The following is an 11056-nucleotide window of genomic DNA, read 5'->3' on the forward strand; positions in this document are numbered from 1 at the left end:
AACCGAAACCGGCCGATCAGAAGCTCAGACTTCGCTGCACCATCAGGGCCAAGACCGCCAGCGGCGTGACGATCACGCCCAGGATCAGGACGCGCCGAAGACGATGCGCGATATAAAGAAGTTCGCCGACCACGGCGTATCATCCTCTGTGCCTCGCTCCTTGATGGAGCGTGAGGCGATGATGCGCCGGAATGGTTATTATATTGGCCTGTCGCCGCTACGGAGGAATCCGAATGCGCCTACTGCACCGTCTGGCGCGGCGGGGCGTCTGTAGCGGCGGGCTTGTAAGGCTGCGGGCCGGCGGCGGCGGGCGCGGCCGCCGGGCTCGCCGCAGGTCGGCTGGCAGGGCGGCTGGCGGGCCGACGGGCCGGCTGGCGGGCGGCGGGACGAGGCGTGGGCCGCGCCTGGGGCGCTGTCGCGACAGCGGGCGTGGGCGAAGGCGTTGCGGCGGCCGGCTGGGCCGCAGGCTGTGCGGCCGGGGTCGCGGCGGGCGGCGGCGTCGCGGCTTCGGCGGCGGCGGCGCGGGCGGCCATCTGCTGGGCCTGGAACCGGGCGGCCAGTTTCTCGGTCAGTTCCTTGGCCTGGGGCGCCGTCATCTGGGCCATGATGGCGGCCAGGGTGCGCGGACGCATGGCGGCGGCGACCGGCAGGCGGACCCGATCCTCCAGGCTGGCCATGACCGGGGCGGCCTCCTTGGGGCGCATGGCGGAATAGACCTGGACCAGCCGATCGATCTCGGCCTTCTCGCGCTCGTCGACCTGGCCCAGCATCTGTTTCATCTCGGCCTTCAGCGCCGCCAGGGCCTGAACCTTGGCGTCCAGTTTCTGCTCGGCGGCGACCATCAGCGGCAGGGTGGTCGCGAAATCCTGGTCGCGCGCGTCCAGTTCGGTGCGGCGCTGCGACAGCGACTGGATGATCTTCAACTCGGCTGGCGAAATGCCCGCCTGCTGGGCCAGTTGTTCGGGCGATAGGGCGCAGGTGCCGGGCAGGGCCGGCTTGGCCGGGGCGCCGGCGGCGGCCGGCGCCTCTTCCGCCCAGGCCTTGGCGCCCTCGAACAGGCCGGGCGCGACGCCGACGGCGCGCACCGCGACAACCCCGCCAATGGCGACGGCGATCAGGGGCAGAAGGCGGGGTATGCGAGCCATGAAATGGGGTTCCGAACTCAGGCGGCGAACAGATCGTCGTCGAGATTACGACGCGCGGCGTTGAGGCTTTGTTTGGCGGAATGGTTAGCGGAGCCGACGGAGGTCAGGGCCTGGACGATGGCGGCGACGTTGTCGCGACCCGCCGGCGCCCCGGCTCGCGACGTCGCGGCGGGGCCGGACATGCCCTGAATGCGCTGGGCCAGGGCGGCCATGCGCCGGGCGCGTTCGTCATCATCATTGACCACGGCGGCGGGCGAAGGCGCGGACGCGACCGGCCGAACGATTTCGGGGCGCGGGGCCGTCTCTTCCTGTTGCAGCCGCAGCGGCGCCGCGACGGGGGCGCGGGCGCGGGCGATCAGGGCTTCCAGCTGTTGCTTCACCTCGCGCGCCTTGATGATGCGGTCGTGCAGCAGGTCCGTCTCCTGGCCCGAGGCGCGCAGGGTCGCCAGGGCGGCCTCGGCGCGACCGGCGGCGGCGTTCAGTTCCGTCACCGCCTGGGCGAAGGCGACCTGGCCGGTGCGCAGGGCCGACAGCTTGCGTTCCAGCTTGATCCCGTAGCCCACCGCCGCGACGAGCAGCAGCATCAGCACCGCATCCATGATCATGCCGGTCATCAGCGGGGTCCTCTTATGCGGGCGGCGATTTCCGGGTTCACCGGGCCTTCGATGCGGACGGCGATATGCTGCCCCTTGCGGCCCATTCGCCCCGTCGTCAGGGGGATGGCGCCGGCGCGGATCGAGACTTCCGAATCCGGCGTGGCGTTCAGCATCATCGTATCGCCGACCTTGAGGTTCAGCACGGTGGACAGGGGCATCATCTGCTCGTCCAGAACGGCGCGCACCTCGGTCTCGGTCGTCCAGAGTTCGGTGGCCAAGTGGCCTTCCCAGATGTTGTCGCGGCCGAACTTCTCGCCCATGAACTGCTGCAGCAGCATTTTCCGGATCGGTTCCAGCGTCGCATAGGGCAGAAGAAGCTCGATTCGCCCGCCGCGGTCTTCCATGTCGATGCGAAGCTTGATCAGGATGGCGGCGTTGGCCGGCCGGGCGATGGCGGCGAAGCGCGGATTGGTCTCCAGCCGGTCCAGGTTGAAGGTGACGGGCGTCAGGGGTTCGAAGGCCAGGCGGGCGTCGTTCAGCACCACCTCCACCATCCGCTGCACCAGCACCCGTTCGATCGTGGTGTAGGGGCGCCCCTCGATCCGCAGGGCCGCCGTGCCGCGACGCCCGCCCAGCAGCACGTCGACGATCGAATAGATCAGATTGGAATCGACCGTCAGCAGACCATAGTTGTCCAGTTCCTCGGCCCGGAAGACCGCCAGGATCGCCGGCAGCGGGATCGAGTTCAGATAGTCGCCGAAGCGGATCGACGAAATATTGTCCAGCGACACCTCGACATTGTCCGAAGTGAAGTTCCGCAGCGAGGTCGTCATCAACCGCACCAGGCGGTCGAACACGATCTCCAGCATCGGCAGGCGTTCGTAGGAGACGAGCGCCGAATTGATGATGGCGCGTATGCCGGACTTTTCCGAACCGTCGTCGTCGCCCAGGTCGAAGCCCAGCAGGCTGTCGATCTCGTCCTGGTTCAGGACGCGTTCGGACAGGGCGTCCGCCGGATCGCCCATGCCGCCGAAGGAATCGAGCGCCGTATCGGTCATGCCTACTGCACCAGCATTTCTTCGATCAGGACCGCGTCCACCTTGCCGGGCGCCGCGACCAGATTGACGCGGCGCAGGATTTCCGCCCGAAGCTGGTAGGTGCCGGCCGAGCCGCTCAGATCCTCGGGACGCAGTTCGCGCACGAAGCCGGTGAACATGTCCTGCAGGCGCGGCATCTCGGACTGAAGATGCGTCGCCACCTCGGCGTCGTGCATCTCCAGCGTCAGCTTCAGCTTCAGGAAGGTCGGCCGGCCGTCGGCCGACTGGATGTTCATGACCATGTCCGGCAGGGTGTAGAAGGTGACGCCGTCAGGCCCTTCGCTGATCTTGCCCAGAGCCGGATCGGCTTCGCCGCCTTCGGCGGGCGCGCCATGTCCGCCGCCTTCGGCCTTCTTCTCTTCCTTGCCGTGACCGCCCTTTTCCTCAGCCTTTTCCTCGCCGTGACCTGCGGCGGCGGCTTCCTCGCCATGGGCCTCGGCCGGCTTGGGCTTCATCAGGAAGAAGGCCGCCGCGCCGCCGCCGCCCAGTACCAGCAGGGCCACGGGCGCGATGATGAACAGGATCGGCAGCTTCTTTTTCTTGGGCGCGCCCTCTTCGCCCTCGGCCGCGTCCGCATCGACCGACTTGTCGGCGGGCGCATCGGCGTTCGGGTCGCCCTTCTTCTTGCCAAACTTGAACATGCGCTCGCCCCGGAGAATCTCATGGGGAGGATCAGCCCGGCTTGGTTAACGCGACGTTTACAAACGGCAGTTTTTGCCGGGCGTCACCGGCCTCCCGCCCCCTCAAACCGCCATTCCTGCTGGATTAACCCTGTTGGCACGGTCGTTGCGAGGGAGAAATCGAAGGAGCACGCCACTCGTGGAAAACGCCGCCTATATCGGATTGTCCCGTCAGATGACGCTGCGTCGCGAACTCGACATCGTGGCCAACAACGTCGCCAACGCCGACACCACCGGATTCAAGGTCGAACAGCTGATGCTCGGGACGGAAGTGGGCCAGCGCGCCCGCAACGACTCCATCCGCCCCTCGGCCAGCTTCGTGCTGGACAACGGCGTGGGCCGCGACTTCGGCCAGGGCTCGATGTCCGAGACCGGCCGCCCCCTCGACTTCGCCATCGCCGGCGAGGGCGCCTTCTTCACCGTTCGAGACGGCGCGGCCGGCGAGGCCTACACCCGCGACGGCGCCTTCACCATGGATCCGGAAGGCCGGCTGACCACCAAACAGGGTCAGGCCGTGCTGGGCGGCGGGGGGGAGATCGTGCTGGACCCCGCCCTCGGCGCCCCCTCCGTCGGCGCAGACGGCACCATCACCCAGAGCGGCCAGATCACCGGGCGCCTGTCGGTCGTCCGCTTCGATACGCTCGGCGTGCTCGAAAAGGGCGGTGACGGCCTCTATCGCAACGGCTCGAACGTCCAGCCGGTCGAGGCCAACGACGTCCAGATCCATCAGGGGTCTCTGGAGGCGTCGAACGTCAATTCGCTGACCGAAATCACCAATCTCATCGAGATCAGCCGGGCCTACGAAAGCATCACCCGAATGATCGAGAACACCAATGACCTGAGCCGTCGCGCCGTCGAGCGCCTCGGCAAGGCCGCTTAAGGGAGAGCCGGATAATGCGCGCGCTCAGAACCGCAGCCTCGGGCATGGCCGCCCAACAGCTGAACGTGGAGGTCATCTCCAACAACATCGCCAACATGAACACGGTGGGCTTCAAGAAGCAGCGCGCCGAGTTCCAGGACCTGCTGTACCAGAACGTCGAACGGATGGGCGCGCAGTCGTCCAGCCAGGGCACCGTCGTTCCGACCGGCATCCAGATCGGCGCGGGCGTCAAGGCGGGCGCCGTCTATCGCGTCACCGAACAGGGCACGCCCCAACAGACCGGCAACGACTATGACATGGCCATCGACGGAAAGGGCTATTTCCAGATCACCCTGCCCTCGGGCGAGATCGGCTACACTCGCGCCGGCAACCTGCAGGTCAACCAGGAAGGCCAGATCGTCACCGATGACGGCTATGCGCTGGAGCCGGCCGTCACCATCCCGCAGGACGCCACCGACGTCACTATCTCCAAATCGGGCCTGGTCCAGGTGACCCAGGCCGGTCAGGCCGCGCCGACGACGGTCGGCCAGATCGAACTGGCGACCTTCTTCAACGAAGCCGGTCTCGAGGCCATCGGCGACAACCTGCTGCTGGAAACGGCCGCTTCGGGCGCCGCCAACGTCGGCACGCCGGGCAGCCCCGGCTTCGGGCAAATCATGCAAGGCTACACCGAGGCCTCCAACGTCGACTCCGTGGCCGAGATCAGCGCCCTGATCATCGCGCAACGGGCCTACGAGATGAACTCCAAGGTCATCTCCACCGCAGACCAAATGCTGTCGGTGACCGCTCAGGTGAAGGGCTGAATCATGACCCGTATCCGTCGCGCCCTGGTTCTCGCCGCCGCACTCGCCGCCGTTTCCAGCCCCGCATGGGCCGGACCGGTTTCGCTGAAGTCCAACCCCGTCGATGACGACGGTCGAGTCACCCTGGGCGATATCTTCGACGGCGCCGGCGCCGCCGCCGAAGTGGTCGTGGCCCAGCGGGTCGGCCCGTCGGTGGTGATCGAGGCCGGCCAGCTTCAGGCCCAGGCCCGTCAGGCCGGTCTGGACTGGACCAATCCCAATGGTCTGCGGCGCGTCGCCGTCCGCCGATCGACCGGTCCGGTTTCAGCCGCCGCCGCCCAAACAGACCTGCAGGCCTCTGCGCCCCAGAACCGTCCCGTCTACCGTCCGGTCGGCGGCGGACAGCAGGTCATCGCCCGCAACGACATGGTGCGCGTCACCTATCAGGTCGGCGGCGTGAACCTGAGCATCATGGGCAAGGCCATGCGCAACGCCGCGCTGGGCGAGCCCGTCGCCGTCCTCAACACCGCCTCCAACCGTGTCATCGACGCCGTCGCGTCCGGTCCGGGCCAGGCTGTCGCCGGCCCCGCCGCCGACATGGTCCGCGCCAATCCTCAACAGTTCGCCGCCCGCTAGGGGAATCCATCATGCGCAAGATCCTGATCGTCGCCGCCGTCTCCGCCGCCGCCTCGCTCGGCGCCTGCTCCACCGCCATCGAGGCCGTGCGTGGCCCGGAACTGGCCCCCATCGGCTATCCGGCCGCGCTTGTGCCGGCGCAACAGGCCTATATGGCCGGCCCCGGCCTGCGTCAGGAAGCGACCCCCGCCAGCGCCAACAGCCTGTGGCGCGTCGGCGCCCGCACCTTCTTCGGCGATCAGCGCGCGCGTCACATCGGCGACATCCTGACGGTCAGGATCGATATCGACGACCGGGCCCAGACCCAGAACTCGACCCAAAGGGCGCGGTCGAACGACTCCTCGACCGGAGTCTCCAACTTCTTCGGCCTGGAGAGCAGCCTGGGCCGCGTCTTCCCCGGCGGCTTCGACCCGGCCAACATGGTCGGACTGGAGGGAAAGACCAACGCCGCCGGTTCTGGTTCGGTCAACCGCTCGGAAAAGGTCTCCCTGACCGTCGCCGCCGTGGTCACCGACGTCCTGGCCAATGGCAACATGGTGATCCAGGGTCGGCAGGAAGTGCGCACCAATCGCGAAGTCCGCGAACTGACCGTCGCCGGCATCGTGCGACCCGAGGACATCTCGTCGGCCAATTCGATCAATCACACCCAGATCGCCGAGGCCCGCATCTCCTACGGCGGTCGTGGCGACATCAGCCGGATGCAGGCGACGCCTGCCGCCCAGAGCCTGGTCGAGCGGTTCAGCCCGTTCTGATCCACTGATGCCGCTTGGCCACAGGACGACGGCGGCTCAAGCGGAGCCGTGAACCCTTGATGCGTAACCGCGTTTGTTCGTCAGACGCGAGTATTCACATGTTCAAGGTTCTGATCCCCGCCGCCGCCGCTGTCGTCCTGGTCGCCTTCGCCGCCAGGACGCAACCGCTCGACGCCTTTCCACCCGTCGAGACGCCGACGATGAGCTGGCATCTCAGCCATGAAGGCGCGATGGCCAAGCTGGCCTACGGGGTCGAGAACTCGGACCAACTGGCCCTGATGGTCACCTGTTCCCCCGGCGACGCCGCCGCCGTGGTCTATGGCGACGTCCAGCCGGATACGCCGCGTCTGATCGCGGCCTCTCACGGCCCTGCGCCCCTGGATCCCATGAGCGGCGGAGACGCGACGGAAGCCCGCCTCTCCCTGCAGGACGCCAGCCTGACGGGGCTGGCTTCGCACGGCGCGATGCGCGTGCAGGGCGATTCCGGGCGGTTCGTCCTGAAGGCCGGCCCGGATGAGCGCCGGATGATCGCCGGCTTCCTTTCCTATTGCGGATCGTCGCGCGCTTGACGAAATGGGTGAAGACGCCATTTCGCGTCGCCATCAGCGGGGGCTGATCCATGAACCTTGTTCTCGCGGTCGCTCTGGCGGCGGGCCTGCAGGCGGCCGCCCAGCCGCCTTCACCCCCCTTGGCCTGGACCTGGACCCTTTACGAGAGCGAAGGCCCTGTCGTCCTGGCCAATGAGGTGACCGACACCCCGGCGCTCAGGGCCACGCTGCAGTGTGCGCCCCGATCCAACGTCGCGACCGTCACTCTCTACGACACCGACGCCAGGTCCGCGCCGGAGACCCAGCCCGGCTTCGCCCGACTGACGTCCGGCGCGGCTTCGACCACCAGCGCGGCGCGAATCGGGCGCGGCGGAAGGCTGGAGGTCACGCTACGCACCGATCATCCCCTGTTCGCGGCCTTTGTCGGCTCCGGCGACATGGCGATCATGACGGGCGACCGGACCGGGGCGGTCAAGGTCGAACGCCCCCATCTTGCCAAGCTTCGCCGCTTCGCGGATCGTTGCGCCGGATAGGAACACCGATCATGCGTCTGCTGAAGCCCTTGTCGTCCCTGCTCGCCCTGTCGGCCCTGGCCGCCTGCGCCACGCCGGCGCCGGTCTCGACCTCCATGGCGGACGCCGGCGCCCCGGCGCCGGCGCCGAACTATGACTGGTTCCTCAACCAGGAGGCCCGGGAAAACACCCTGGCCTACGGCGTCGCCAACAGCGACGAGGTGAAGCTGAAACTGTTCTGCGGCTCCGGCTCCGGCGCGCTGGAGCTGGCCGCCGTCCTGGAGAAGCCGTCGCGGCAGCTTCATCTGGAATCCGGCGGCGACACCGAAAACTATCCGGCCACTTCCGAAGACGCCGGCGTCACCGACGGCCACTACGCCGAGGCCAAGGCCCGCACGCGCGATCCGGTCTTCCAGCGCTTTCGCCGCCTGGGCTGGATCGCGGTCTGGGACGGCGACCGGCGGCGGACCTACGCCGCCCATCCCCAGACACGCGCCGACATCGAACGCTTCTTCGTCGCCTGCGACTGATCCCGACGGCTTGACGCGCCCTGCCGGCTCGGCTTGCCTGTACGGGCTGTTCTGGAGGGCGTCATGAAGATCTCTTACCTGGCCGTCGCGGCCCTGCTCGCCGCGGCGTCGCCGGCGGCGGCCATGGCGCAAGCCTCGGCGACGCCTGCCCCCGCCGCCCTCGCCCCCAGTCCGGCTGACGCCGCCCTCGACGCCCTGATCGTCGATTACGAGGCCTATCTGAAGTCGATCGACCCCTTCGCCGCCAGCAGCGAGGGCGACGTCGAGGCCATGGGCCGGGTTCCCGACCTGTCGCGCAGCTTCGAACTGGCCCAGCGCGCGCCGCTAGAGGCCTTCGTCGACCGGCTCCGGGCCATCGACCCGGCAAGTCTTTCCCACGCCGGCGGCGTCAACCACGCCTTCCTGCTCTACACCCTGAACCGCAGCCTCGAGGGGCTTGATTACGACACCTCGCGCCTGGCCTTCGACAGCGAGGGCGGCCCTGGAACCTGGGCCCTCTATATCGGCGGAAGCACCCGCCTGAATTCCGTCGCCGAGGCCGAGGCCTATATCCGCCGCATCCGGGGCTTCGGACACATCTACGCCCAGACCACCGACAACGCCCGGCGCGGCCTGGCCACCGGCCTGGTCCAGGCCCGTTCCGTGACCGAGAGCGCCCTGGCCGGGGCGCGCAACGACGTGGCGATCACGCCCGACGCCGAGCCCCTGCTGAAACCCTTGTCCACCCTGCCCCCGACCGTGTCCCAGGCGGCCAGGGATCGTCTGACGGCCCAGGCGGCGGCGGCCGTGGCCCAGGCTATCGTCCCGGCTCGCCAGGCCTGGCTGAGCTTCCTCGAGACCGAATACCTGCCCAAGGCCCCGGTCGAACCGGGTCTGGGAAACCGCCCCGGCGGCAAGGCAATGTACGCCTATCTGGTGCGGGTCCACACCACCACGGACCTGACGCCGGACCAGATCCACCAGATCGGCCTGTCAGAGGTCGCCCGCATCCGCGCCCGCATGGATGTGGAGATGAAGGCGTCCGGCTGGACCGGCGACTTCGCCGGCTTCCTGGCCTTCCTGCGCACCGATCCCCAGTTCTACGCCCCGACGCGCGAGGCCCTGATCGAGAAGGCGTCGGAGATGGCCAAGCGCGCGGACGGCGGCCTGCCGGCCCTGTTCGCCACCCTGCCCCGCCTGCCCTACGACGTGCAGCCGGTCCCGCCGCAGATCGAGGAAAACTACACCACCGGCCGCTACAACGGCGGCTCGATGCAGAACGGCGTCGCCGGCCATTATGTGGTCAATACGTCGAAGCTGAACCAGCGCCCCCTGTACGAACTGCCGGCCCTGACCCTGCACGAGGCGGTCCCCGGCCACCATATCCAGATCGCCCTGCAACAGGAGGCGGAGGGCCAGCCCTATTTCCGTCGTCAGGCCAATGTCAGCGCCTTCACCGAGGGCTGGGGCCTCTACGCTGAATATCTGGGCGAGGAGATGGGCTTCTACCGCACGCCCTATGAACGGTTCGGCCGTCTGTCCTACGAGATGTGGCGCGCCTGTCGTCTGGTCGCGGACACCGGCCTGCACTGGATGGGCTGGTCAGAAGAGCAAGCCCGCGCCTGTTTCCGCGACAACTCGGCCCTGGCGCCCCACAATATCGAGACCGAGCTTCAGCGCTATATCGGCTGGCCGGGCCAGGCCACGGCCTACAAGATCGGCGAAATCCGCCTGCGCGAAATCCGGGCGCGGGCCGAGCACGAACTGGGCCCGAAGTTCAACATCCGCACCTTCCACGACGCCCTGCTGACGGAGGGCCCGCTGCCGCTCGCCCTGCTGGACCAGCGGATGGATGCCTGGATCGCGGAGGAGAAATAGCGGTCACCTCCCCGTTCGCCTTCGCGAACGGGGTGGTGAGCCCTAAACCCACCCCGGAACCGGCAGGCCCTTCGACGTCAGGAATTCCGGGTTGAACAGCTTCGACGCATAGCGCGAGCCCGGATCGCACAGGCAGGTGACGATGGTCTTGCCCGGCCCGATCTCGCGGGCCAGCCGCACGGCGCCGGCGATATTGACCCCGGCCGATCCGCCCAGGGACAGGCCTTCGTACTTCACCAGATCGAACAGGATCGGCAGGAACTCGGCGTCTTCGATCCGATAGGCGTGGTCGGGCTTGAAGCCTTCCAGATTGCCGGTGATCCGCGCCACCCCGATCCCCTCGGTGATCGACGAGCCCTCGCCCGTCATCTCGCCCAAGGTGTACCAGTTGAACAGGGCCGCGCCGGCGGGGTCGGCCAGGGCGATGGTCACCTCGGGCTTCTTCTCCCGCAGATAGGCGGCGACGCCCGAGATGGTGCCGCCCGACCCCACGGCCGAGACGAAGGCGTCGATCTTGCCGCCCGTCTGCTCCCAGATCTCCGGCGCGGTCGTCGTATAATGGGCGTCGCGGTTGGCGGTGTTGTCGAACTGGTTCGCCCAGATCGCCCCGGCCGCCTCGCTCTCGTTCAGTTCGGACGCCAGACGCCCCGAATAATGGACGAAATGGTTCGGGCTGGAGAAGGGGGCGGCGTCCACTTCGACCAGGCGCGCGCCCAGCGAACGGATGGCCGACTTCTTCTCCTCCGACTGGGTGCGGGGCATGACGATGACCACCGGATGGCCCAGGGCGGCGCCGACCAGGGCCAGGCCGATGCCGGTATTGCCCGCCGTGCCCTCGACGATGGTCCCGCCGGGCTTCAGCGCGCCCGACGCCCGCGCGGTCTGGACGATAGACAGGGCGGCGCGGTCCTTGATCGACCCGCCGGGGTTCATGAACTCGGCCTTGCCCAGGATTTCGCAGCCCGTCTCGTCGGACAGGCGGTTCAGGCGGACCAGCGGCGTATGACCGATCAGGTCGATGACAGACGGTGTGACGGACAC

The 11056-nt window shown here is 68.2% G+C and carries 13 protein-coding genes; 8 read left to right on the plus strand and 5 right to left on the minus strand.

The annotated features are described in order from the left end of the window. Positions 1-239: 239 nt before the first annotated feature. The 4 genes from AC07NC_RS08755 to AC07NC_RS08770 are packed head-to-tail and all read right to left on the minus strand — an operon-like array spanning position 240 to position 3479. Positions 240-1145, minus strand: a complete 906-nt coding sequence (locus tag AC07NC_RS08755) for a MotE family protein (protein WP_154726117.1) — start codon at positions 1143-1145, stop codon at positions 240-242. Positions 1146-1162: 17 nt separating this feature from the next. Next, positions 1163-1759, minus strand: a complete 597-nt coding sequence (locus AC07NC_RS08760; RefSeq protein WP_494569285.1) for a DUF6468 domain-containing protein — start codon at positions 1757-1759, stop codon at positions 1163-1165. Further along, positions 1759-2799 carry a flagellar motor switch protein FliM gene (gene fliM / locus AC07NC_RS08765; protein WP_008260695.1) on the minus strand — a complete coding sequence of 347 codons (1041 nt, stop codon included), beginning with the start codon at positions 2797-2799 and terminating at the stop codon, positions 1759-1761. Before fliM ends, AC07NC_RS08760 begins: the two co-directional genes overlap by 1 nt. A 2-nt stretch (positions 2800-2801) precedes the next feature. Continuing rightward, positions 2802-3479 (minus strand): flagellar basal body-associated FliL family protein, encoded by a 678-nt coding sequence (locus AC07NC_RS08770; RefSeq protein WP_035309203.1) that lies wholly within the window; start codon positions 3477-3479, stop codon positions 2802-2804. Positions 3480-3657: 178 nt separating this feature from the next. Between AC07NC_RS08770 and flgF the strand changes: the two genes are divergently transcribed. From flgF to AC07NC_RS08810, 8 genes are all read left to right on the plus strand, one after another. After that, positions 3658-4398 (plus strand): flagellar basal-body rod protein FlgF, encoded by a 741-nt coding sequence (gene flgF / locus AC07NC_RS08775; RefSeq protein WP_494569286.1) that lies wholly within the window; start codon positions 3658-3660, stop codon positions 4396-4398. Between the two features lie 14 nt (positions 4399-4412). Next, the gene (gene flgG, locus AC07NC_RS08780) at positions 4413-5201 is read left to right on the plus strand and encodes a flagellar basal-body rod protein FlgG (protein ID WP_494569287.1); all 789 of its coding nucleotides are present in this window, start codon (positions 4413-4415) and stop codon (positions 5199-5201) included. A 3-nt stretch (positions 5202-5204) separates the two neighbouring features. Continuing rightward, positions 5205-5816 (plus strand): flagella basal body P-ring formation protein FlgA, encoded by a 612-nt coding sequence (locus AC07NC_RS08785; RefSeq protein WP_494569288.1) that lies wholly within the window; start codon positions 5205-5207, stop codon positions 5814-5816. 11 nt (positions 5817-5827) lie between these two features. Continuing rightward, positions 5828-6568: a flagellar basal body L-ring protein FlgH gene (gene flgH / locus AC07NC_RS08790; RefSeq protein ID WP_494569289.1), complete on the plus strand. Its 741-nt coding sequence runs from the start codon at positions 5828-5830 to the stop codon at positions 6566-6568. 98 nt (positions 6569-6666) lie between these two features. After that, the gene (locus AC07NC_RS08795) at positions 6667-7137 is read left to right on the plus strand and encodes a hypothetical protein (RefSeq protein WP_494569290.1); all 471 of its coding nucleotides are present in this window, start codon (positions 6667-6669) and stop codon (positions 7135-7137) included. Positions 7138-7187: 50 nt separating this feature from the next. Further along, positions 7188-7649, plus strand: a complete 462-nt coding sequence (locus AC07NC_RS08800; protein ID WP_008261582.1) for a hypothetical protein — start codon at positions 7188-7190, stop codon at positions 7647-7649. A gap of 11 nt (positions 7650-7660) precedes the next feature. After that, positions 7661-8158 carry a hypothetical protein gene (locus tag AC07NC_RS08805; protein ID WP_494569291.1) on the plus strand — a complete coding sequence of 166 codons (498 nt, stop codon included), beginning with the start codon at positions 7661-7663 and terminating at the stop codon, positions 8156-8158. A 63-nt stretch (positions 8159-8221) separates the two neighbouring features. After that, on the plus strand, positions 8222-10015 hold the full coding sequence (locus AC07NC_RS08810; protein WP_494569292.1) for a DUF885 domain-containing protein: 1794 nt from the start codon (positions 8222-8224) through the stop codon (positions 10013-10015). A gap of 42 nt (positions 10016-10057) precedes the next feature. Here the strand turns inward: AC07NC_RS08810 and AC07NC_RS08815 are convergent, their stop codons facing one another. Then, on the minus strand, positions 10058-11056 hold the full coding sequence (locus AC07NC_RS08815; RefSeq protein ID WP_494569293.1) for a cysteine synthase A: 999 nt from the start codon (positions 11054-11056) through the stop codon (positions 10058-10060).

The sequence above is a fragment of the Brevundimonas sp. GW821-FHT10A07 genome, assembly GCF_059415785.1.

Excerpts from the sequence above, each read along its gene's own strand:
- flgH (WP_494569289.1), top strand. The coding sequence starts at position 5,828 with ATGCGCAAGATCCTGATCGTCGCCGCCGTCTCCGCCGCCGCCTCGCTC.
- AC07NC_RS08795 (WP_494569290.1), top strand. The coding sequence starts at position 6,667 with ATGTTCAAGGTTCTGATCCCCGCCGCCGCCGCTGTCGTCCTGGTCGCC.
- fliM (WP_008260695.1), bottom strand. The coding sequence starts at position 2,799 with ATGACCGATACGGCGCTCGATTCCTTCGGCGGCATGGGCGATCCGGCG.
- AC07NC_RS08755 (WP_154726117.1), bottom strand. The coding sequence starts at position 1,145 with ATGGCTCGCATACCCCGCCTTCTGCCCCTGATCGCCGTCGCCATTGGC.
- AC07NC_RS08800 (WP_008261582.1), top strand. The coding sequence starts at position 7,188 with ATGAACCTTGTTCTCGCGGTCGCTCTGGCGGCGGGCCTGCAGGCGGCC.
- AC07NC_RS08785 (WP_494569288.1), top strand. The coding sequence starts at position 5,205 with ATGACCCGTATCCGTCGCGCCCTGGTTCTCGCCGCCGCACTCGCCGCC.
- AC07NC_RS08760 (WP_494569285.1), bottom strand. The coding sequence starts at position 1,759 with ATGACCGGCATGATCATGGATGCGGTGCTGATGCTGCTGCTCGTCGCG.
- AC07NC_RS08810 (WP_494569292.1), top strand. The coding sequence starts at position 8,222 with ATGAAGATCTCTTACCTGGCCGTCGCGGCCCTGCTCGCCGCGGCGTCG.
- flgG (WP_494569287.1), top strand. The coding sequence starts at position 4,413 with ATGCGCGCGCTCAGAACCGCAGCCTCGGGCATGGCCGCCCAACAGCTG.
- AC07NC_RS08805 (WP_494569291.1), top strand. The coding sequence starts at position 7,661 with ATGCGTCTGCTGAAGCCCTTGTCGTCCCTGCTCGCCCTGTCGGCCCTG.
- AC07NC_RS08770 (WP_035309203.1), bottom strand. The coding sequence starts at position 3,479 with ATGTTCAAGTTTGGCAAGAAGAAGGGCGACCCGAACGCCGATGCGCCC.